The sequence below is a fragment of the Achromobacter sp. JUb104 genome (assembly GCF_024806975.1).
Taxonomy (GTDB): Bacteria; Pseudomonadota; Gammaproteobacteria; order Burkholderiales; family Burkholderiaceae_B; genus Achromobacter; species Achromobacter spanius.
The window spans coordinates 1188773-1211998 of record NZ_JANUEY010000003.1 but is presented as its reverse complement, the minus strand read 5'-3'; the positions used below and the strand labels follow the sequence as shown (position 1 = coordinate 1211998).

Annotated in this window: 18 protein-coding genes; 17 read left to right on the top strand and 1 reads right to left on the bottom strand. The window is 64.0% G+C overall.

Annotated elements, in window-relative coordinates; translation table 11 throughout:
• Positions 1–282 precede the first annotated feature (282 nt).
• The 15 genes from mraZ (at position 283) to lpxC (ending at position 18595) form a co-directional block, all read left to right on the top strand.
• On the top strand, positions 283–711 hold the full coding sequence (gene mraZ / locus M2361_RS25915; RefSeq protein WP_006226256.1) for a division/cell wall cluster transcriptional repressor MraZ: 429 nt from the start codon (positions 283–285) through the stop codon (positions 709–711).
• 8 nt (positions 712–719) lie between these two features.
• Complete coding sequence (gene rsmH, locus M2361_RS25910; RefSeq protein ID WP_259252624.1) at positions 720–1817, top strand: 16S rRNA (cytosine(1402)-N(4))-methyltransferase RsmH; 1098 nt, start codon at positions 720–722, stop codon at positions 1815–1817.
• Positions 1817–2104: a cell division protein FtsL gene (ftsL, locus tag M2361_RS25905; RefSeq protein WP_259252623.1), complete on the top strand. Its 288-nt coding sequence runs from the start codon at positions 1817–1819 to the stop codon at positions 2102–2104. The genes rsmH and ftsL overlap by 1 nt, the downstream gene beginning before the upstream one ends.
• Entirely contained in the window at positions 2101–3831 is a 1731-nt protein-coding gene (locus M2361_RS25900; RefSeq protein ID WP_100853117.1) for a penicillin-binding protein 2, read from the top strand. Before ftsL ends, M2361_RS25900 begins: the two co-directional genes overlap by 4 nt.
• On the top strand, positions 3828–6686 hold the full coding sequence (murF, locus tag M2361_RS25895; protein ID WP_259252622.1) for a bifunctional UDP-N-acetylmuramoyl-L-alanyl-D-glutamate--2,6-diaminopimelate ligase MurE/UDP-N-acetylmuramoyl-tripeptide--D-alanyl-D-alanine ligase MurF: 2859 nt from the start codon (positions 3828–3830) through the stop codon (positions 6684–6686). Before M2361_RS25900 ends, murF begins: the two co-directional genes overlap by 4 nt.
• Positions 6676–7845, top strand: a complete 1170-nt coding sequence (gene mraY, locus M2361_RS25890) for a phospho-N-acetylmuramoyl-pentapeptide-transferase (protein WP_006217463.1) — start codon at positions 6676–6678, stop codon at positions 7843–7845. The genes murF and mraY overlap by 11 nt, the downstream gene beginning before the upstream one ends.
• On the top strand, positions 7842–9374 hold the full coding sequence (gene murD / locus M2361_RS25885; RefSeq protein WP_259252621.1) for a UDP-N-acetylmuramoyl-L-alanine--D-glutamate ligase: 1533 nt from the start codon (positions 7842–7844) through the stop codon (positions 9372–9374). The genes mraY and murD overlap by 4 nt, the downstream gene beginning before the upstream one ends.
• The gene (gene ftsW / locus M2361_RS25880) at positions 9371–10564 is read left to right on the top strand and encodes a putative lipid II flippase FtsW (protein WP_100853113.1); all 1194 of its coding nucleotides are present in this window, start codon (positions 9371–9373) and stop codon (positions 10562–10564) included. Before murD ends, ftsW begins: the two co-directional genes overlap by 4 nt.
• Positions 10561–11637: an undecaprenyldiphospho-muramoylpentapeptide beta-N-acetylglucosaminyltransferase gene (gene murG, locus M2361_RS25875; RefSeq protein ID WP_259252620.1), complete on the top strand. Its 1077-nt coding sequence runs from the start codon at positions 10561–10563 to the stop codon at positions 11635–11637. The genes ftsW and murG overlap by 4 nt, the downstream gene beginning before the upstream one ends.
• Positions 11634–13040: a UDP-N-acetylmuramate--L-alanine ligase gene (murC, locus tag M2361_RS25870; RefSeq protein WP_259252619.1), complete on the top strand. Its 1407-nt coding sequence runs from the start codon at positions 11634–11636 to the stop codon at positions 13038–13040. The genes murG and murC overlap by 4 nt, the downstream gene beginning before the upstream one ends.
• Positions 13037–13987 carry a D-alanine--D-alanine ligase gene (locus M2361_RS25865; protein ID WP_259252618.1) on the top strand — a complete coding sequence of 317 codons (951 nt, stop codon included), beginning with the start codon at positions 13037–13039 and terminating at the stop codon, positions 13985–13987. Before murC ends, M2361_RS25865 begins: the two co-directional genes overlap by 4 nt.
• 12 nt (positions 13988–13999) lie before the next feature.
• The gene (locus tag M2361_RS25860; protein WP_259252617.1) at positions 14000–14824 is read left to right on the top strand and encodes a cell division protein FtsQ/DivIB; all 825 of its coding nucleotides are present in this window, start codon (positions 14000–14002) and stop codon (positions 14822–14824) included.
• Positions 14825–14828: 4 nt separating this feature from the next.
• Positions 14829–16055, top strand: a complete 1227-nt coding sequence (gene ftsA, locus M2361_RS25855) for a cell division protein FtsA (RefSeq protein WP_006217473.1) — start codon at positions 14829–14831, stop codon at positions 16053–16055.
• 192 nt (positions 16056–16247) lie between these two features.
• Complete coding sequence (ftsZ, locus tag M2361_RS25850) at positions 16248–17432, top strand: cell division protein FtsZ (protein ID WP_050449963.1); 1185 nt, start codon at positions 16248–16250, stop codon at positions 17430–17432.
• 239 nt (positions 17433–17671) lie between these two features.
• Positions 17672–18595, top strand: a complete 924-nt coding sequence (gene lpxC / locus M2361_RS25845; protein ID WP_259252616.1) for a UDP-3-O-acyl-N-acetylglucosamine deacetylase — start codon at positions 17672–17674, stop codon at positions 18593–18595.
• Between the two features lie 197 nt (positions 18596–18792).
• On the opposite strand, the gene M2361_RS25840 is transcribed toward lpxC, so the two are convergent.
• Entirely contained in the window at positions 18793–19200 is a 408-nt protein-coding gene (locus tag M2361_RS25840; RefSeq protein WP_259252615.1) for a flagellar hook-length control protein FliK, read from the bottom strand.
• Between the two features lie 127 nt (positions 19201–19327).
• On the opposite strand from M2361_RS25840, the gene M2361_RS25835 reads away from it, so the two are divergent.
• Positions 19328–20314 carry a M23 family metallopeptidase gene (locus tag M2361_RS25835; protein WP_259252677.1) on the top strand — a complete coding sequence of 329 codons (987 nt, stop codon included), beginning with the start codon at positions 19328–19330 and terminating at the stop codon, positions 20312–20314.
• Between the two features lie 176 nt (positions 20315–20490).
• Positions 20491–23226 carry a preprotein translocase subunit SecA gene (gene secA, locus M2361_RS25830; protein ID WP_259252614.1) on the top strand — a complete coding sequence of 912 codons (2736 nt, stop codon included), beginning with the start codon at positions 20491–20493 and terminating at the stop codon, positions 23224–23226.

Genomic DNA, 23226 nt, shown 5'->3' with positions numbered 1-23226 from the left:
GGCGACCGCGGCATGCGATCGGTGGGAAGCCTTGCCAGCCGGGGCGGAGGGCGCGGCGTAAAACAATGCAAAGGCATCGTTAGCCGCTACTTCTTACTAAGGACTTTTAGAGTGTGTCGCAACCTCCTGATATATCAGGAGGTTTTTCTTTTTGCGGTTTTACATATTGGTCTAAGTCCTTGTTGTGATTGAAAAAATTGCAACCACGCGCTTGACCGCCCCATTGCCATACCGTAGAGTGGGAAATAGTAGGAAATTGTGCAATTAAGTGGGGTAAAAGTGGTGTTTCAGGGAAGCAGCGCGCTCACGCTGGATGCGAAGGGGCGGATCTCGATTCCGACCCGGCATCGTGACGCGCTGATGTCGCAGGCCGATGGCCGGCTGACCCTGACCCGCCACCCTGACGGCTGCTTGCTGGTGTACCCGCGGCCGGAGTGGGAAAAGAAGCGCGAGCAGATTGCCGCCTTTCCCATGACGGCTCGTGCGTTGCAGCGGCTGTTGCTGGGCAACGCTCAGGACGTGGAACTGGATGGCTCCGGCCGGGTCCTGATCGCTCCTGAACTGCGCAACGCTTCCGGTATGACGCGCGATGTGATGCTGCTCGGTCTGGGCGCGCACTTCGAGCTGTGGGACGCCGCTACTCTGGCCAGCCGCGAGGCGGAAGATTTGGCCAAGGGTATGCCGGATGTGTTGAACCAGTTTTCGTTCTGAAAAATTTTATGGAATTCGAACATCGGCCCGTTCTGCTGGAGCCGACGGTGGACGCACTATTGCTGCCTGATTTTGGCGGTAAAGGCGCGGCACGGTCGCCCTCCCAGATCGAGCCGGATACGGCTACGCGGGCGGAACGCGGCGTGTTTGTCGACGGCACATTCGGCCGCGGCGGGCATAGTCGCGAACTGCTTGGACGCTTGGGCAAGTCCGCGCGGCTGGTCGTGTTCGACAAGGACCCCCAGGCGATCGCGGTAGCCAATGCGTTGGCGGCAGCGGACCCGCGGGTCACGGTAGTACATGGTGGCTTTGCCACCATGGCGGAAGAATTGCAGCAGCTTGGCATCGACAAGGTCGATGGCGTGATGCTGGATCTGGGCGTTTCGTCGCCTCAGATCGATGACGCAGAGCGCGGCTTTTCGTTCATGCGAGACGGCCCGCTCGATATGCGGATGGACACCACTCGTGGTCCCACGGTGGCGGAATGGCTGGCGCAAGCCAGTGTGGATGAGATGCGGGAGGTCATAGCGGATTATGGCGAAGAACGGTTTGCTTTTCAGGTTGCAAAGGCGATTGCTGCTCGCCGCGCAACACGGCCGCTGTGCACCACGCTCGAGCTTGCCGAGTGCGTCGCCAGCGCCGTCCGCACGCGCGAAAAGGGGCAGCATCCGGCCACACGCACCTTTCAAGCTTTACGGATTTACATCAATCGGGAACTCGAAGAGCTCGCGCGCACCCTCGCGGCAGCTCTAGACCTGCTTGCTCCGGGGGGGAGGTTGGCGGTGATCAGCTTTCATTCGCTTGAAGACCGCATGGTCAAGCAGTGCATCGTGGCGGCGGCTCGGCCGGCCGCCGCGCATGCACGCCTGCCCCTGCGCGAAAGTGAAATGCCCCAACCCGTCCTACGGTCGCTGGGCCGTGTTCTGGCCGAAGACGATGAAGTCTCGGCCAATGCGCGCGCCCGGTCCGCAGTCTTGCGCGTTGCTGAACGTACGCAGACGCCGCTGCCTCCCGAGGGCGGCTTCGCATTTGTGAAGATCGGTTCGCTGCCCGGCAGCGATCTGGCTCCGCCGCCTCGCCGCGGCGGCAAAGGGGGGCGTCGCTGATGGGGCGTGTCAACCTGATCGTTGCGGCTTTACTGATGCTGTCGGCCATTTCCCTGGTCACCAGCCGGTATCAGTCGCGCCTGCTCTTTGTTGAGCTGGGACGTGATCAGGCACAGGCACGCGATCTGGAAACGAATTGGCGCCGGCTTCAATTGGAGCGCGCCGAACTCGCCCGCAATGCGCGGGTGGATGCCATCGCCCGTGATGGCCTGAAGATGATTTCCATCGTTCCGGACCGCACGCTGTATGTGAATCAAGCGCCCGCCGCTGCCGGAGGCGGGCAATGAAGCGCGTTCCCTTCTTCGATAACCCCGTATTGCGCGGGCAGTTGCCCACATGGCGCGCTCGGCTGGTGCTGATTCTGCTGTTCGGCGGGTTCGCGGTGCTGGCGGGGCGCGCCCTGTTCCTGCAGGGGTTGTCGACGGAGTTCCTGCAACAGCAGGGCGAACGCCGCTATGAACGCACATTGACCCTTGCCGCCACGCGCGGCAAGATCCTGGACCGCAACGGCGCCGTGCTGGCGTCCAGCGTACCGGCGCGGGCCATCTGGGCCATTCCCGAAGATGCGAAGCAAGGCACGCCCGCGCAGATGGATGCGCTGGCGAAGCTGCTGGACACGCCCGTGGCCGACCTGCGCCGTCGCTTGGTGGACGAAGACAAGAACTTCGTCTACTTGAAGCGCCAGGTCTCGATGGACGTGGCGGACAAGATCAAGCATCTGAACATGCCCGGCGTGCACCAGCAGCCTGAAACCCGTCGCTACTACCCCGATGGCGACGTGATGGCCCATGTGGTCGGCTTCAACAACGTTGAAGATCAGGGCCAGGAAGGCGTCGAGCTCACGTTCAACCAGCAGTTGCAAGGCCGTCCGGGCAGCCGCCGCGTCATCAAGGACCGCTTGGGGCGCGTGATTGAAGACGTGCAGGCCGTGACCTTGCCGGTAGACGGCCGGGATCTGCGCCTGTCCATTGATACCCGACTGCAGTACCTGGTGTTCAAGGAATTGAAGGACGCCATGGACAAGCACCAGGCCAAGGGCGCCACGGCTGTGATCGTGGACGTGCATACCGGCGAGATCCTGGCGCTGGCAAGCGTGCCTACCTTCGATCCGAACAATCGCGAGACTTTCCACGGCGCAAAGCTGCGCAACCAAGCCATCACCGACACCTTCGAGCCCGGCTCGATCATGAAGCCGTTCACGGCGGCGTTGGCCTTGGACCTGGGCCGCATCACCACGTCCACGCTGTTCGAAACCGGCAATGGCCGCTTCAGCTACCAAGGCAGCACGATCAGCGACGTCAGCCGCAACGGCACGCTGGACGTGGCGGGCGTGTTGCGCAAGTCCAGCAACATTGGCATGACGATGATTTCCGAGAAGCTGGAATCCCGCGAGATGTGGGACCGCTTCACTGAATTGGGCCTGGGTCAGGCGCCTCAGGTGGGATTCCCCGGCGCCGCGCCGGGCCGTCTGCGTCCCTGGGACCGTTGGCGCCTGATTGAAAAGGCCACGATGGCCTATGGTTATGGCCTGTCTGTGTCGCTGTTGCAAGTGGCGCGCGCCTATACCGTTTTCGCCCGTGACGGCGACATGGTGTCACTGACGCTGGTCAAGCGCGACAGCGACCCCACCAGCGTCAAGATCTACACGCCGAAAACCACCGCGATGGTACGCGCCATGCTGGAAGCCGCAGCCGGCCCTGAAGGCACGAAGGCCGCCCAGGTGCAGGGCTACCGCGTGGCGGGCAAGAGCGGAACCGCGCGCAAGATTGTTGACGGCAAGTACAGCATGCAACGCTACCGGAGCTCATACGTGGGCTTTGCACCGGTGTCGGATCCGAAGATCGTCGTGGCCGTGTCCATCGACGAACCGACCGTTGGTGGCTATTACGGCGGCGCCATTGCCGCGCCCGTGTTCTCCCACCTGGTCGGGGGAAGCCTCAGATTGATGGGGGTGCGGCCGGACGCGCCCTTCGAATCCACGATTGTTGCTGGTCTCAAGGAGCCAGGCAGATGAGCGCCAACGGCTTCCTCTTTCCCCCAGTCGCCACGGTTGCCGAAACCGTGGCGTGGTTGCATGCGCACGTCTCGTTGACGGCGCATCTCAAGCTGGACTCGCGTGATATCGAGCCGGGCGACGTCTTTGTTGCCTGCCCCGGCCTGTCCAGCGACGGGCGTCTCTATATAGATAAGGCATTGGCGCTGGGTGCCAGCGCCGTGCTGTTCGAAGCACCTGCCAGCGACGCCATGCTGGCCGCCGCGGCCGGCACGCCGATGCTGCCGGTAAACGGTTTGCGCGCGCTGCTGGGCGAGCTGGCCGACACCTGGTACGGCCGTCCTTCCGCCGCGCTGGCGGTGGTGGCGGTAACGGGAACCAACGGCAAGACCTCGTCGGTGCAATGGATCGCGCATGCGCTGAGCCGTAACGACAAGCCTTGCGGCACCATCGGCACCTTGGGCGCCGTGCTGCCCGACGGCAGCACCTTGGGCGGTGACCTGACCACGCCCGATGTGCTGACCGTGCACCGCACACTGGCCGCGATGCGCGACGCCGGAGCGCAAGCTGTTGCCATGGAAGCCTCGTCGATCGGCATCGAACAAGGTCGGTTGGACGGCGTGCGCGTGGCCTTGGCCGCCTTCACGAACCTGACCCGCGACCATCTTGACTATCACGGCACGATGGAACGATACGAGGCCGCCAAGGCGCGCCTGTTCAAGTGGCCGGGCCTGACTGCCGCCGTCGTCAATGCCGACGACGAAGCCGGCCGCCGCCTGATCGCAGACTTGCCCGCGGGCATGGCCGCCATGGGCTACAGCCTGAGCGATTCGCCTGAGATTCCCGCCGCGATGCGTGCGCGAGACCTCCAGGCTACCGCACAGGGCCAGATTTTTACGCTGGTTTCCCCGCATGGCGAGGCCCAGATCGTGACGCGCCTGCTGGGGGCGCATAACGTGTCGAACCTGTTGCTGGTGGCGGGCGTCCTGTACAAGCTGGGTCTGCCGTTCGCGCAGATCGCGCGTGAGCTGGCCGCGACGGATCCGGTTGACGGCCGTCTGCAAACGGTGGAAACCGTGCCCGTCACTACCCAGGCTTCCGCTGGCCGGGGAACATTGGTGGTGGTGGATTACGCGCACACGCCGGATGCGCTGTCGCGCGCGTTGACCGCGTTGCGCGCCGTGGCGGTTGCGCGGTCGGGCCGCTTGATCTGCCTGTTCGGTTGCGGCGGTGAACGCGACCCCGGCAAGCGCCCCGAGATGGGCCGCATTGCCGCGGAACTGGCTGACCACGTCGTGGTGTCCAGCGACAACCCACGTACCGAATCGCCCGAGGCGATTGTCGAACAGATTCTGGCCGGCATTCCCGAAGCCGCGCATGCCGACGTTCAAGTCGACCGCGCGCGCGCCATCATGCAGACCATCTGGTCGGCGTCGCCCGAAGACGTGGTGCTGCTGGCGGGCAAGGGGCACGAAACCTATCAAGACATCGCGGGTGAAAAGCTGCCCTTCGATGACCGCGAGTGGGCGCGCCTGGCGCTGCTGCTGCCGCAGGTCAAAGGCGTGTCGACGGACACGCGGCGCATTGGTTCGGGCGAATTGTTCGTGGCGCTGGTCGGTGAGAACTTCGACGCGCACAACTATCTGGACCAAGCCGAAGGCCGTGGCGCGTGCGCGGCGGTTGTGGCGCATGCCGTGCCTGATGCCAAGCTGCCGCAACTGGTGCTGGGCGATACCCGCATTGCGCTGATGCGCATCGGCGCGGCCTGGCGCGCGCAGTTCACCTTGCCCGTGGTGGCGGTGACCGGCAGCAACGGCAAGACGACCACCAAGGAAATGATCTCGGCCATGCTGGCCGAATGGCAAGGCGAGTCGGGCCGCTTGGCCACCGCCGGCAATCTGAACAACGACATCGGCGTGCCGCTGACCCTGCTGCGTTTGCGCGCCGAACACCGCGCCGCAGTATTCGAGCTGGGCATGAACCATCCGGGCGAAATCGCCCAGTTGGCCGCCATGGCGGCGCCCACGGTTGCGCTGGTGACCAACGCGCAACGCGAGCATCAGGAATTCATGCACACCGTGGAAGCGGTGGCGCACGAGAACGGCGCGGCCATCGCGGCGCTGCCGGACGATGGCGTTGCCGTGTACCCCGGCGACGAGCCGTATTCGGAAATCTGGGATGCGCTGGCCGAACCGCGCCGCGTGCTGCGCTTTGGCTTGCAGCCGGGGCTGGACGTCTACGCCGAACACATTCTGGCCGACGTCGGCTCAACCCGCTGCCGCGTCGTGACGCCGGTGGGAGTGACGGATCTGGTTCTGCCGGTGCCCGGCCTGCATAACCTGCGCAATGCGCTGGCCGCCATCGCCAGCGCCATCGCGGCGGGCGTGCCGCTGGACAGCGCCGTGCGTGCGCTGGCTGGCTTCGCCCCGGTGGCGGGACGCATGCAGCACAAGCAAATGAGCGACGGAACGCTGCTCATCGACGACACCTACAATGCCAACCCCGATTCGGTTCGCGTTGCCATCGATGTGCTGGCGCGTATCGGCGGCACACGTGTCCTGGTGTTGGGCGACATGGGCGAGATCGGGGACAACGGCCCCGCCTTGCATGCCGAGGTGGGCAACTATGCGCGCGAGCAAGGGCTTGACGCGCTGATCACGCTAGGCGAAGCCAGCCGGGCGGCCTCGGCCGCCTACGGTCCTGGCGCGCACGCCTGCGCATCGGTAGACGAAGTGGTGGCCGCCTTGCGCGGCTTGCGCCCGTCCAGCGTATTGATAAAGGGATCGCGCTTTATGCGCATGGAGCGGGTAGTGAAGGCTTTTTCCACGAACGACGAACAGACGGCCAAGGCGCAAGGAGAGCAGCATGCTGCTTGAACTGGCCCGTCTGCTTTCTGATGATGTGCGCGCCCTGGGCGTGTTCGAATACATCACCTTGCGCGCCGTGCTGGCGTGCGCGACGGCGTTGCTGATCGGCCTGGTGGCTGGTCCGCGTGTGATTCGCAAGTTGACCGAAATGAAGATCGGCCAGGCCGTGCGCGCCTATGGCCCGGAAACGCATCTGGTCAAGACCGGCACCCCCACGATGGGCGGCGTGCTGATCCTGATTTCCATCGCCATCAGCACCTTGTTGTGGGCCGACTGGACCAACCGCTTTGTGTGGGTGGTGCTGCTGGTCACGTTCGGCTTCGGCTGGATCGGCTGGATGGACGATTACCGCAAAGTGGTCTATCGCGACCCCGAAGGCATGCCCGCGCGGCAGAAATTCTTTTGGCAGGCCACTATCGGCATGATCGCCGCGGTGTACTTGGCGTTTGCCGTATCGGCGCCCGCCAACACTGATCTTTGGCCGCTGTTCAAGGCCTGGGTGGGAAGCGGCTTCACGATGTCGCTGCCGACGCGCGCCGACCTGATCGTGCCGTTCTTCAAGTCGGTGAGCTATCCGCTGGGCGTGCTGGGATTCGTGGCGCTGACGTGGGCCGTGATTGTCGGTACCAGCAATGCCGTGAACCTGACCGACGGCCTGGACGGTCTGGCCATCATGCCCACCGTGATGGTCGGCAGCGCGTTGGGCATCTTCGCCTACGTGGTTGGTCGCGTGGACTATTCGAAGTACCTGTTGTTTCCGTATATTCCCGGCGCGTCCGAACTCATGGTGCTGTGCGCGGCGATAGGGGGCGCGGGACTCGCGTTTTTATGGTTCAACGCGTATCCGGCCCAGGTGTTCATGGGCGACGTGGGCGCGCTTGCGCTGGGCGGCGCGCTGGGCACCATCGCCGTCATCGTGCGCCAGGAAATCGTGCTGTTCATCATGGGCGGTGTGTTCGTGGTGGAGACGCTCTCGGTGATGATCCAGGTGACGTGGTTCAAGTACACCAAGCGACGTTATGGAACAGGTAGACGCATATTCCGCATGGCCCCGTTGCATCATCACTTTGAAGTGGGCGGCTGGAAGGAAACCCAGGTGGTCGTGCGTTTCTGGATCATCAGCATGATGCTGGTGCTGATTGGCCTCTCAACCCTGAAGTTGCGATGAATACGATGGAAACCTCCCGCGCTGACGCGCCGCTTGTCCTGATCCTCGGATTGGGCGAGACGGGTGTCGCCGCCGCACGCTGGTGCGCCCGCCTGGGCGCCCGCTTGCGCGTGGCCGACACACGCGCCGAACCGGGTGGGCTGGCCGCGCTGCGCGAGGCGCTGGCGCAAAACGAAGTCGAATACCGCCTGGGCTGCGATGCGTCGTTCGACGTGGCGCTGCTGGATGGCGTGACGCAAGTGGTGCTGAGCCCCGGCCTGGCACCCAAGCAAGCGCCTGCCGCCGATTTGCTGCGCGAGGCCGAGGCCCGTGGCATCGAAGTGGTGGGCGAGATCGAATTGTTTGCTCGCGCGCTGGCCGATCTGGCCGAAACGCGCGAATACCGTCCGCGCCTGCTGACGGTCACGGGCACCAACGGCAAGACGACCGTTACCGCGTTGACGCGCGACCTGATCGACGCCAGCGGCCTGTCGGTCGTGGCGGCCGGCAACATCAGCCCGGCTGCATTGACGGCGCTGATGGAAGCTCTGGACAACGACGCGCTGCCGCAGGTGTGGGTGCTGGAACTGTCCAGCTTCCAACTGGAAACGACGCGCTCGTTGATGGCTGACGCGGCCATCGTGCTGAACGTGACCCAAGACCATCTGGACTGGCATGGCGGCATGGACGCCTACGCGGCGGCCAAGGCGCGCATCTTGACGATGGCGCGCATCGCTATCGTCAACCGCGACGACCCGCTCACGGTGGCCATGGTCAAGACCGTGAACGCCTTGAATGTGCGCAGCTTCGGCCGCGACATGCCCGAGCTGGTCGGCGACATGGGGCTGGAATTGGGCCAGGGCGTGGCTTGGCTGGTCGCATGCGAACCCATCGATTTCGACGAACCCGCGCCACCCACGCGCCGCAAGAAAGATGCACCCGAACCGGTGCGCGCCAATGGCCGCATGAGCCGCCTGATGCCCGTGGATGCGTTGCGCATCCGTGGCATCCATAACGCCCTGAACGCCTTGGCCGCCCTGCAGTTGGCGCGTTGCCTGGATCTGGGTTGGGGTGCCATGTTGCGCACGCTGCGCGAATACGCCGGCGAGCCACACCGCGCGGCGTTTGTGCGCCAGATTGGCGGTGTCGACTACATCAATGACAGCAAGGGCACCAATGTGGGCGCCACGGTGGCCGCGCTGGAAGGTCTGGGCCAGCCCGTGGTGCTGATCGCCGGTGGACAGGGCAAGGGCCAGGATTTCTCGCCGCTGATTCCCGTGGTGTCGCGCCATGCGCGCGCCGTCATGCTGATCGGCGTGGACGCGCCCGAGATTGCGCGTGTGCTGGCGCCCACTGGCGTCAACTGCATCACCGTTGAATCGCTGCATGCCGCCGTGCGTGGTGCGGCCGATCTGGCGCAACCCGGTGACGCCGTGCTGCTGTCGCCGGCCTGCGCCAGCCTGGACATGTTCCGCAACTATCCGCATCGTGGCCAAGTGTTCGTGGAAGAGGTCGAAGACCTGGCCCGCGACCGGGGAGAGGTGGCATGAGCCTGATCGCCGATCTCACCGCCAGCGTCAATGCCGTACGGCCAGGCCGTACCAAGATGCGCAACTTCGATCTGCCGCTGGTCATCGCGGCATCGACGCTGTTGCTGCTGGGCTTGCTGATGGTGTATTCGGCGTCGATCGCGCTGGCCGATGGCCCGCGCTACGCCTCTTACGGGCGCTATTACTTCGTAATCCGCCATGGCCTGTTCGTCAGCGCCGGCCTGCTGGCGGGCGCGGTGGTGCTGGCCATTCCGATCCGCGTCTGGCAGCGCATGGCGGTGCCGCTGTTCATGGTGGCGATAGTCTTGTTGGTGGCAGTCTTGATTCCCGGCATCGGCCGCGAAGTCAACGGCGCCCATCGCTGGATTCCGCTGGGCCCGCTGAACTTCCAGCCTTCCGAATTGATGAAGCTGGCGGCCTTGCTGTACGCCGCCGATTACACCGTGCGCAAGCAGGAACACATGCAGGCGTTTGCCCGAGGCTTTCTGCCCATGGCATTCGCGCTGGCCGGTGTGGGCATGCTGCTGCTGTTGGAGCCTGACCTGGGCGCCTTCATGGTGATTGTCGCCATCGCCATCGGCATCCTGTTCCTGGGCGGCATCAACGGCAAGTACTTCAGCAGCCTGCTGGGTGTGCTGGTCGGCACCTTCCTCACGCTGATCTGGCTGTCGCCCTGGCGCCGTGCGCGCTTGTTCGCGTACCTGGACCCCTGGAACGAAGACAACGCCTACGGCAGCGCCTATCAGTTGTCGCATTCACTGATTGCGCTGGGTCGTGGCGAATGGCTGGGCGTGGGCTTGGGCGCCAGCGTCGAGAAACTGCATTACCTGCCCGAAGCACACACCGACTTCCTGATGGCGGTGGTAGGTGAGGAACTGGGTTTTGCCGGCGTCATGCTGGTGATCACGCTGTTTGCCATCATCATCTATCGCGGCTTTGATATCGGCCGCCAGGCCATCGCCATGGAACGCACGTTTGCGGGCCTGGTGGCGCATGGCGTGGCCATGTGGTTTGGCGTGCAGTCGTTCATCAACATGGGCGTGTGCCTGGGCCTGTTGCCAACGAAGGGGCTGACCCTGCCGCTGATGAGCTATGGCGGATCGGGCGTGGTGATGAACCTGTGCGCGCTGGCCATGCTGATCCGGGTAGATGTGGAAAACCGCGTGATGATGCGTGGGGGGCGAGTATGACCGCGGCCCGCACCATCCTCATCATGGCCGGCGGCACCGGCGGGCACATCATGCCGGGCCTGGCCGTGGCTGACGTGCTGCGCGAGCGCGGCTGGCGCGTGCTGTGGCTGGGCAATCCGGACAAGATGGAAGGCAAGCTTGTGCCGCCGCGCGGTATCGAACTGGTGCCGCTGCGCTTCCAAGGCGTGCGCGGCAAGGGAATGTCCGCGCTGTTGAAGCTGCCGTTCCTGCTGCTGCGCGCGTTCGCACAAGCGTGGTCGCGTCTGGCGGATGTGCGTCCGGACGTGGTGCTGGGCATGGGCGGCTACGTGGCCTTCCCGGGGGGCGTGATCGCGGCCCTGCGTGGCACGCCGCTGGTGGTGCACGAACAGAATGCCGTGGCCGGCACCGCGAACAAGTGCCTGGCCAAGATGTCGCGCCGCGTGCTCAGCGGCTTTCCGGGCGTGCTGCCCAAGGGCGAAGCGCTGGGCAATCCCGTGCGTGCCGACCTGTGCGCGCTGCCCGATCCGGCCGTTCGCTACGCCAGCCGTTCCGGTCCGTTGCGCCTGCTTGTCGTGGGTGGCAGCCTGGGCGCGCAGGCACTGAACACGGTGGTTCCGCAGGCGCTGGCCCGCCTGCCGCAAGATCGTCGCCCGATGGTTGTTCATCAGGCCGGCGAACAACACCTGCCCGCGTTGCAGCAGGCCTACGCCCAAGCGGGCGTACAGGCCGATTGCCGCGCGTTTATCGATGACATGGCGGGCGCCCTGGGCGATGCCGACCTGCTGATCTGCCGTGCGGGCGCCATGACGGTGTCTGAAGTGGCGGCAGCGGGTGTCGCCGCGCTGTTCGTGCCGTTGCCGCATGCCATCGATGATCACCAGACCGCCAACGCGCGCTTTTTGAGCGACGCACAGGCCGCTTGGTTGCAGCCGCAGGCCGCCATGACGCCCGAGTGGCTGGCGGACTGGCTGGCCCAGCGTACCCGACAAGAACTCGAGGCCGTCGCCGTCCGGGCCCGCGCACATGCGCAGCCGGAAGCCGCGGTCCATATCGCCGATGTCTGCGAACAAGCAGCGGGGCGTTCATCATGAAACACAGAATTCAACATATCCATTTCGTAGGCATCGGCGGCTCTGGCATGAGCGGCATTGCCGAAGTGCTGCTCAACCTGGGCTATACGATCAGCGGTTCCGACCTGAACGAGTCGGCGGTTACGCGCCGTCTGGCTGGCTTGGGCGTGAAGATCGCCATTGGCCACGTGGCCAGCAACGTCACCGGCGCGGCGGCCATCGTTACGTCCACCGCGGTGGCGGGCGATAACCCCGAAGTGATCGCCGCGCGTGCCGCGCGTATCCCCGTGGTGCCGCGCGCCATCATGCTGGCGGAACTGATGCGCCTGAAGCGTGGCATCGCGGTAGCCGGCACGCATGGCAAGACCACCACCACCAGCCTGGTGGCCAGCGTGCTTGCCGCCGGCGACCTGGACCCTACCTTCGTGATCGGTGGCCGCTTGAACTCGGCCGGCGCCAATGCGCGCCTGGGGCAGGGCGACTACATCGTGGTCGAGGCCGACGAGTCGGATGCGTCGTTCCTGAACCTGTTGCCGGTGATGGCCATCGTGACCAACATCGATGCCGACCACATGGATACCTACGGGCACGATGTGGCGCGCCTGAAAAGCGCCTTCATCGAATTCACGCAGCGCCTGCCGTTCTACGGCAGCGCGGTGCTGTGCTCGGATGACGCCAACGTGCGCGAGATCATGCCCTTCGTGTCGCGGCCGATCACCACCTATGGCCTGAACGAAGAGGCGCAGGTGCGAGCCTACGAAGTGCAGCCGTCTGGCACGCGCATGCGCTTCAACGTGCAGCGCACACACCTCGACACGTTGCTGCCGCCCTTGCAGGTGGAACTGAATTTGCCTGGCCTGCACAACGTGCGCAACGCGCTGGCCGCGATTGCCGTTGCCACCGAGCTGGGTGTATCCGATGACGCCATCCGTGATTCGCTGGCCGCCTTCAAGGGCGTGGGCCGCCGTTTCACGCAGACGGGCGAATTCCCGGTGCCGGCCAGCCATGGCGGCGGCACCTTCACGGTGATCGACGACTACGGGCATCACCCCGTGGAGATGGCCGCCACGCTGGCCGCCGCGCGCGGCGCCTGGCCCGATCGCCGCATCGTGCTGGCCTTCCAGCCGCACCGCTACACGCGCACCCGTGATTGCTTCGAAGATTTTGTGCGGGTGCTGGGCACCGCCGACGCCGTGTTGCTGACCGAGGTCTACGCCGCGGGCGAGCCGCCGCTGGTGGCCGCCGACGGCCGTGCGCTGTCGCGCGCACTGCGCGTGGCCGGCAAGGTTGAGCCGGTGTTCGTCGAGGACGTGACGGAGGTGCCGCAGGCCGTGGTCGACTTCGTGCGCAACGGCGACGTCGTCATCGTGATGGGAGCGGGTTCGATCAGCAAGGTCCCCGCCCAAGTAGGAGAGCTGGCATGAGCACGCAATTCGGCAAAGTGGGTGTGTTGTACGGCGGACGCTCCGCTGAACGGGAAGTGTCTCTGATGTCCGGCAAGGGCGTGCAGCAGGCGCTGGCCAGCGCAGGCGTGGACGCGCACCTGTTCGACACGGGCGAACGCAGCCTGGCCGAATTGGCCGCTGAAGGCTACGACCGCGTCTTCATCGCGCTGCATGGCCGCTACGGCGAAGACGGCACGATTCAGGGCGCGTTGGAATTGCTGGGCATTCCGTACACCGGCAGCGGCCCGATGGCCTCCGCGCTGGCCATGGACAAGACCATGACCAAGCGCGTGTGGCTGCAAAACGGCCTGCCCACGCCCGAATTCGAAGTGTTGGATGCCGACACGGAACTGCGCCTGGTGCCTGACCGCCTGAGCCTGCCGCTGATCATCAAGCCGCCGCATGAAGGTTCCACCGTCGGGATCACCAAGGTTGTGGGCTATTCCGACATGAAGGAAGCCTATGCCGCGGCCGCGCGCTTTGACAGCGAAGTGCTGGCCGAACAGTTCATCACCGGCCGCGAGTTGACCGTGGCGGTGCTGGGCTCGGGCAAGGGCGCGCGCGCGCTGCCCGTGATCGAGATCGCCGCGCCTGGCGGCAACTACGACTACGAACACAAGTATTTCTCGGACGACACCCAGTATTTCTGCCCCGCGACGCTGCCGGACGGCGTGGCTGAAGAAGTGGCCGAGATCGCCGTCAAGGCCTATGTGGCGCTGGGCTGCGAAGGCTGGGGCCGCGCCGACTTCATCCTCGACCGCGACAACCGGCCGTGGCTGCTTGAAATGAATACCTCGCCTGGCATGACCAGCCATTCGTTGGTGCCGATGGCCGCGAAGGCCGTGGGGATCAGCTATGCCGATCTGTGCGTGGCGATTTTGTCCGAGGCCTCGTGCAAAGTGCACAGCGCCTCGCGTAACGCTTGACCTGGATAATCCGTGTGGAACGACGCTCGCACTACCAACCTGATCGCCAACACGCTAGCCGTGCTGGCGGTTTGCGCCATGCTCATCGCGGGCGTGGTCTGGGTAGCGCAACGCCCGTTCTTCACGTTGACGGCCATCGAGCTGGAATCGATGCCGGACACCGAATTGCACTATGTGTCGCCGCAAGCGGTGCGCTCGGCTATCGCGGGCCGCTTCAAGGGCAACTTCTTCACGGTGGACCTGGACGACGCGCGCGAGATCTTCGAATCGGTGCCGTGGGTACGCCATGCCACGGTGCGCCGCATCTGGCCCAATGTGCTGCGCGTGCGGATCGAGGAACAGCAGCCCCTGGCGCTGTGGAACGAAAACCAGATGATCAACACCTGGGGCGAAGCGTTCACGGCGAACACGGGCGAGGTGGACGACGAAACCGTGCTGCCGCAGTTCTCCGGGCCCGAGGGCACGGAGCCGCTGGTGGTGCAGCGCTATGCCGAGCTGGCGCGCTGGTTCGCGCCGCTGGACATGCATGTCAAACAGTTGGAACTGAGCCCGCGCTATGCCTGGCGGGTGGTGCTGTCCAACGGCATGCTGCTGGACTTGGGCCGCGATCCGGGCGCCGATGCGCCCGACCCGCACGGCCTGCCCGGCGCCTTGCCGTTCGCGGCACGTATTCAACGCTTTGTGCAGGCGTGGCCCACCGTGTCGGGGCGCCTGGAAGGGCGCACCATCACGCAGGCCGACCTGCGCTATCCGAATGGTTTCGCCCTGGCGCTGGCTCCGTTGCCCGCGTCGGAAACCAAATCCAAATCCACACCGAAACCTCCCAAGAAACGCTAACGCCATGACCCGTGACATCAAGGACCTTATCGTCGCCCTCGATATCGGCACCAGCAAGGTGGTGGCTGTGGTGGCTGAAATTTTGCCCGAAGGGCGATTCGAAGTGCTCGGCCTGGGCCAGCACGAATCGCGCGGCATGCGCAAGGGCGTGGTCGTCAATATCGAGACCACTGTGAATTCCATTCAGCGCGCGCTTGAAGAAGCCGAACTGATGGCAGATTGCAAGATTCGCGACGTCTACACCGGCATTGCCGGCAGCCATATCCGCAGCTTCAATTCCAGCGGCATGGTCGCTGTGAAAGACAAAGAAGTCACCGCCACCGACGTTGCCCGCGTCATCGAGACCGCCAAGGCGGTGAACATCCCGACCGACCAGCAAGTGCTGCATGTGCTGACGCAGGAGTTCATCGTCGACGGCCAGGAAGACATCCGCGAGCCGATCGGCATGAGCGGCCTGCGCCTGGAAGTGCGCGTGCACATCGTGACGGGCGCGGTCAGCGCCGCGCAGAACATCGTCAAGTGCGTGCGCCGCTGCGGCCTGGAAGTGCAGGACCTGATCCTGCAACCGCTGGCCTCCAGCCTGGCCGTGCTGACGGCCGATGAAAAAGAACTGGGCGTGGTGCTGGTGGATATCGGCGGTGGCACCACCGACGTCGCCATCTTCACGGGCGGCGCGATCCGCCACACGGCGGTGCTGCCGATTGCCGGCGACCAGATCACCAACGACATCGCGGCCATGCTGCGCACGCCGACGCCGGACGCCGAAGAAATCAAGCTGCGCTACGGCGTGGCCAAGCAGGTGCTGGCCAGCCCGGACGAATCCGTGGAAGTGCCGGGCCTGGGTGATCGCGGTCCGCGCCAGGTCAAGCGCCAGGCGTTGGGCGCCGTGATCGAGCCGCGTGTCGAAGAACTGTTCACGCTGGTGCAGCAGGTGGTGCGCGATTCCGGCTACGAAGATCTGCTGGCGTCAGGCGTAGTGCTGACCGGCGGTTCCGCGCAGTTGCCCGGCATGATCGAGCTGGCCGAGGACGTGTTCCTGAAGCCGGTCCGCGTGGCGGTACCTGAATACGAAGGAAGCTTGGCCGACGTGATGCGCAACCCGCGCTTCTCGACGGTGATGGGTTTGTTGCAGGAAGCTCGGATGCAGCGGGTGCGCGGTCGCAAGGTCGCCGCTCAGACAGGCAATTTCAAGAGCCTGCTTGCGCGCATGAAGGAATGGTTCATGAATTAAAGAGGAAGGGGCAGGTTGGGGCCTGCTCCTTGGCACGCATCGCGGCGGTATTGCGGAGCGGGCCAGAACGGGGAGGCGTCTCAAACCCGTGGCGGGCCATAGCAGTCGGCATCGGCTTTGAGGCGATTCACAAAATATAGGTTGTTGGGGAATTTTTGTGATTTGCAAAATCGGACTTGTGAGGGAGTCATCATGATGAACTTTGAGATGCTTGAGAACAACACCAAAGGGACCGTAATCAAGGTCGTTGGTGTGGGCGGTGCGGGCGGCAATGCCGTCGCGCACATGATTCGCAGCGGCGTGCACGGCGTGGATTTCATCTGCGCCAACACCGATGCGCAAGCACTGGCGGCAACCAATGCCCCGGTGCAAATTCGTCTGGGCCGTACCGGCCTGGGTGCGGGCGCCAAGCCCGAGCAAGGACGTGCGTCGGCTGAAACCGCGCGCGAGGAGATCCGTGCTGCGCTGAACGGCGCTCACATGGTCTTCATCACCGCCGGTATGGGCGGTGGCACCGGCACCGGCGCAGGTCCGGTCGTGGCCGAAGTGGCAAAGGAACTTGGCATCCTGACCGTTGGCGTGGTCACCAAGCCTTTCACGTTTGAAGGCAACAAGCGCCTGAAGATGGCCGAGGACGGCATTGCCGAACTGGCCAAGCACGTGCATTCGCTCATCGTGGTGCTCAACGAGAACCTCTATGAATTGATGGACGAGGACGCGACGCAGGAAGACTGCTTCCGTTCGGCCGACGATATCCTGCACAACGCTTGCGCCGGTATCGCCGAAATCATCAACGTCGAAGGTAACGTCAACGTCGACTTCGAAGACGTCAAGACGATCATGGGCGAGCAGGGCCAGGCCATGATGGGCACGGCATCGGCATCGGGCGCAGACCGCGCGCGTGTCGCCGCCGAGCACGCCATTGCTTGCCCGCTGCTGGAAGGCGTGGACTTGAACGGCGCGCGTGGCGTGCTGGTCAACATCACCGCAAGCCGCACGCTGAAGATGCGCGAAACGCGCGAAATCATGGAAACGATCCGCAGCTACGCTTCGGACGACGCGACCGTGATCTTCGGTACCGCCTACGACGAGTCCATGGGTGAAAACCTGCGCGTGACCGTGGTTGCAACCGGCCTGGGCCGTGCGCAGTCGCGTCCGCAATTGGTGCAAAACACCGCTGAGGTGCTGCGCACCGGTACCGACAACATGCCCATGGGCACGATGCCGGCCGGTCAAGGCGGCGATTACCGCAATCTGGACATGCCGTCTGTCATGCGCAATCCGCGCAGCCAGGCGTCGGCTCAAGTGCGTGCTCTGGAAAGCTCGGGAATGGATCATTTCGACATCCCGGCGTTCTTGCGCAAGCAGGCAGATTGAACGAAAGAGCCGATCACAGGCTCTAATCGCACTCCCTCATCTCCGGCTCGCTTGTCCCCGCGGGCGAGCCGGAGGCGGAGCGGTCCGTGTTTCCCTTGCACGGTTCTTTTAAGGGACGGAAGTATCGGTCGATCCGGGTTGCTTGATGGCGCCAAGGATCGGACAGCGTTACAATACGTCAGTTACGCCGGCAATCTGTACTCTACGTGCCGGCTTCCTGGCTCTAATACCCAAGCACCATGTTCCGACAGCGCAGCATTCAGAATCTAGTCCGCACGACAGGCGTCGGCGTCCACTCCGGACGGCGGGTAGAACTCACTCTGCGTCCGGCACAGCCCAATACGGGCATTGTTTTCCACCGCGTGGACCTGCCTGAAGTCGTGGACCTGCCTGCTCAGGCCACTGGCGTGGGCGATACGCGCATGGCGTCGGTCCTGCAACAGGGCAACGTCCGCGTTTCCACGGTAGAGCACCTGATGTCGGCATTGGCCGGCCTGGGTATCGACAACCTGCATATCGACCTCACTGCCGAAGAAGTCCCCATCATGGACGGCAGTGCGGCAACCTTTGTTTATCTGTTGCGCTCGGCGGGCATCGTCGAGCAGAACGCGCCCAAGCAGTTCATCCGCGTGAAGAAAACCGTGGAAGTGCGCGAGGGCGAGGGCCGCAACGAGAAATGGGCCCGGCTGGAACCCCACGAGGGCTACGCGCTGGCCTTCTCGATTGACTTCCGCCACCCCGCCATTGATTCCACCGCCAATTTCGCCGAGATTGATTTCGCGACGCACTCGTATGTGCGCGAAATTGCCCGCGCGCGCACCTTCGGGTTCGTGAATGAAGTGGAAGCGCTGCGCTCGATGGGCCTGGCCCGTGGCGGCAGCCTGGACAACGCCATCGTCATGGACGAATACCGGGTGCTGAACAGTGACGGGCTGCGCTACGACGACGAATTCGTGAAGCACAAGATCCTGGACGCCATCGGCGACCTGTATCTACTGGGCAAACCGCTGGTGGCGCGCTATGTGGCGTGCAAGTCGGGTCACAGCCTGAACAACCAATTGGCCCGTGCGCTGCTTGCTCAGCAAGACGCCTGGGAAATGGTCACCTACGAATCGCAGGCAGAAGCGCCGCAGGCCTTCCGCCACGAGTGGAAGCTGGCATAACGCCAGGTTCCTGATCGGGCCTGAACCTGGGGGAGTGTCCCCGGTATTCACATCAGGTCCCTGCTTAAGGATGGCGCTGGCTCCATCCGTTAGCGAAAAAATCCCCATCCGGTTGCAAACCATCGGATCTAAACCTCCGAGAACTTGGTTTCGCTTCGTTTCCAGGCGCCCGTGGCGCCGGACAGGGCCGGATGGCTTCAGCTACTCTTGTGATGCCTCAAGAGCTTGGCGACCGCGTCGGCCAATGGGCCTGGACGTAGTTTTTCGTGCAGCGTCTCGAACGCGCCCAGGGCCTTGTCGCCCAGGGGTTGCGCCTCTTTGGGAGGGCGCGCCTGACGGGCGCCGGGCTTCGGTAACCCCGCTTGTACCTTGACGGCAATTTCGTTAAGGTTCCAGCCTTGATCGGCCAGGGCGCGCGCCACGCGCGGCGCCAATTGACGCATCTTGGCTGCATGCGCGGCGCTGGGCACCACCAGATGCAGGCACTGGTTTTCCAGCTTGCCGACCTGGCAGACAGCACCTAGCGGGGCGGGCAGAACCGCCGCCACCGCATACTGAATTTGCAAGTGCTTGCGGGCAGTCGCCAACACACCGGCGCCCCGCATGTCATGACCCAGCCATCCCAGGGCGGTATTTTCTTTCCGCCGGCTGGAACCGGAACGTTGACGGTATGAAGAGGGTCTATTCATCCCGGCTCTATAGAATTAGGAAGCAATCTTGAAAATCGTGATTATGCACGCCCGTGACGGGCGGGACGGGCATTTCACCCTGGGCGGTGCGCGGCTGGCGTTGTTGCTTGGGGCGGCGCTGATGACGGCGGCCATCTTTGGCGCCGCCATTCAGCGATACCTTACTCCGATCCTGCCCGCCGTACACGCCGTGGGTTGGCCGTTGGCGCAGCAGCCCGGCCGTGACACCGATTTCCTGCGGGGAAACATGAACCTGCTGGCCGCCAAGGTGGGGGCACTGCAGGCCAAGCTGGTCAGCATCGACGGCCTGGGCCAGCGCGTGGCCAAGGTGGCGGGTGTGGCGTATACCGACCCCGAATTGGCCAAGCAATTGGCCGTGGCGCAGCCCGAGGCGCTGACGCAGCCTGAAGCCACCCACGTCATGGACGACCTGTTTACCGACCACCCGCCACCCAGCGCGGCATCGGCCGAGGCGCTGGGGCGCCAACTGGACGAAATCCAGGCGCGCCTGGCGCAGCAGTCCGACAATCTGAAGCTGCTTGATGCTGCCCTGACCAAGCGGTCCGCGGATCAGGCGCGCATGCCGACCGCCATGCCGATCACGGATTACCCGTATCTGAGTTCGTCCTACGGCTGGCGCCGCAACCCGGTCACGGGGCGCACCGCCATGCATGAAGGGCTGGATTTCGCGGCCCCGTCCGGCACGCCGATCCTTGCCGCCTCCGGCGGCGTCGTGCTCGAAGCCAAGTATTTGCCTGGCTTTGGCAACATGGTCGAGATCGACCACGGCGATGGCCTGATCACCCGCTACGCCCACGCTTCGTCCTTGATGGTGAAGCAGGGCGAGCTTGTAGAGCGCGGCCAGCAAGTGGCCCGCGTAGGCAGTTCGGGCCGTTCGACCGGACCCCATCTGCACTTTGAAGTGCGCCTTGCCGGGCAACCGCTCGACCCTCGATTGTTCCTGGGAACGCCACAGAATGCGCCGCCAGCCGTGGCGCAAGCCGCAGGGACTGAACCTGTGGTGCGCTGACCGGTCAAACCGCACAACATAAGTACTCTGGCAATAGGTCCAGGCTATTACGCGCCAGGTGCGTTAAACTGGTTCGTTTCCCAGCGGACCCCCGCTCAACCAATAACATCAAAGTCACGGGAAGCGCTGCCCTTGCCTTTTGCAGGCGCGGCGTGGCTCGTGCGGCCGACATACGCATGGTTTCTCTGCTCAAAAAACTCATAGGTAGCCGCAACGACCGGCTGCTTAAGCAGTATCGCAAGCTGGTAACCCAGATCAATGGGCTGGAGCCCAAGATTTCCGCGCTTTCCGATGCGGAGCTGGCGGCCAAGACTGACGAATTTCGATCTCGATACGCGCAGGGCACGTCGCTGGACGACCTGCTGCCGGAAGCCTTCGCCGTTGTGCGCGAAGCGGGCAAGCGCGTGTTCGGGATGCGGCACTTCGACTCTCAGTTGTTGGGCGGCATCGCGCTGCACAACGGCAAGATTGCCGAAATGCGCACGGGGGAAGGCAAGACGCTGATGGCGACCTTGCCCGTTTACCTGAACGCTTGCGCCGGCAAGGGCGTGCACGTTGTTACGGTGAACGACTATCTGGCCCGCCGCGACGCGGAATGGATGGGGCGCCTGTACCACTTCCTGGGCATGACCACGGGCGTGGTGGTGCCGCAGCAGCCTAACGAAGAGAAGAAGGCCGCCTACGCCGCCGACATCACTTACGGCACCAATAACGAATTCGGTTTCGACTACCTGCGCGACAACATGGAATTCCGTGTTGAGGACCGCCGCCAGCGCGTGCTGTTCTACGCCATCGTCGACGAAGTGGACTCGATCCTGATCGACGAAGCCCGCACGCCGCTGATCATTTCCGGCCAGGCCGAAGATCACACCGAGCTCTACATCCGCATGAACGCGGTGCCGCCGCTGCTCAAGCGCATGGCCAGCGAACCCAAGCCGCAGGAGCCGGAACCCGAAGGCGACTACTGGGTCGACGAAAAGAGCCAGCAGGTTTACCTGTCGGAAGCCGGGCACGAAAATGCCGAGGCCATTTTGGCCCGCCTGGGCATCCTGCCGGAAGGCGAATCGCTGTACGACCCCCGCCACATTGCGCTGATGCACCACCTGATGGTGGCCTTGCGCGCCAACAACCTGTTCTTCCGCGACCAGCAATACGTGGTCCAGGATGGCGAGGTGGTGATCGTCGACGAATTCACGGGCCGCCTGATGGTGGGCCGCCGTTGGTCCGATGGCTTGCACCAAGCCGTCGAAGCCAAGGAAGGCGTGAAGATCCAGCACGAAAACCAGACGCTGGCATCCATCACGTTCCAGAACTACTTCCGCATGTATGAAAAGCTGTCCGGCATGACCGGCACGGCCGATACGGAAGCGTACGAGTTCCAGGAAATCTACGGGCTTGAAACGGTCATCATCCCGACCAACAAGCCGATGATCCGCAAGGACCAGAACGATCAGGTCTTCAAGACCGATCCGGAAAAGTACAACGCGATCCTCGAAGACATCCGCGACTGCCACGAGCGTGGCCAGCCGGTGTTGGTGGGTACGACCAGCATTGAAAACTCCGAGCTGCTGTCGGGCCTCCTGAAAAAGGCCAAGCTGCCGCACGAAGTGCTGAACGCCAAGCAGCACGCCCGCGAAGCCGAGATCGTGGCCGAAGCCGGCAAGCCGGGTCACATCACGATCGCCACCAACATGGCCGGTCGTGGTACCGACATCGTGCTGGGTGGCAGCGTCGACAAGCAGGTTGATCTGATCCGCGCCGACGAATCGCTGTCGGAAGCTGAAAAGACCGCGCGCATCGAGAAGATCCGCGCCGAATGGAAGCCGCTGAACGAGCAGGTCAAGGCCGCGGGCGGCCTGCGCATCATCGGTACCGAGCGCCACGAATCGCGCCGTATCGACAACCAGTTGCGCGGCCGCGCCGGCCGTCAGGGTGACCCGGGTTCGTCCCGTTTCTACCTGTCGCTGGAAGATTCGCTGATGCGCATCTTCGCGGGCGACCGCGTGCGCGCCATCATGGAACGCCTGAAGCTGCCCGAGGGCGAGCCGATCGAGGCGGGCATGGTCACGCGCTCGATCGAAACCGCGCAACGCAAGGTGGAAGGCCGCAACTTCGACATCCGCAAGCAATTGCTGGAATACGACGACGTGGCCAACGACCAGCGCAAGGTGCTGTATTCGCAGCGCAACGACGTGCTGGAAGCCGCAAGCGTGGGCGACACGGTGAATAGCCTGCGCGACGCTGCCGTGGTGGAAATGTTCAACACCTATGTGCCGCCGGAATCGGTGGAAGAGCAATGGGACGTGCCGGGCCTGCAAAGGGCTCTGGAATCGGACTGGAACCTGCACCTTCCGCTGACCGAAATGTTGGACAAGGAAACCAGCCTGACCGACGAAGACCTGCGTGAGCGCGTGGTGAAGGCGGCTCGCGATGCCTACCAGGCCAAGGTTGACCAGGTTGGGGCCGAATCTTGGTCGCAGTTTGAACGTTCGATCATGTTGCAGTCGATCGACACGCATTGGCGCGAACACCTGTCGTCGCTGGATTACCTGCGCCAGGGCATCCATTTGCGCGGTTATGCGCAGAAGAATCCCAAGCAGGAATACAAGCGCGAAGCCTTCGAACTGTTCTCGGGCATGCTGGACCGCATTCGCGACGACGTGGTGCGCGTGTTGATGACGGTGCGTGTGCAGTCGTCGGAGCAAGTCGAACAGGCCGAAGCCGAAGCCGCGCAACCGCATGTGCAAAACGTGCAGTACCACCACTCCGATTACGACGAAGCGCTGGCCAAGACGGAATCGGAAGAGGGCGAGCAACCCGTGCGCAATGCCTTGCCCAAGGTCGGACGCAACGATCCGTGCCCGTGCGGCAGTGGCAAGAAGTACAAGCAGTGCCACGGCAAACTGGTCTGA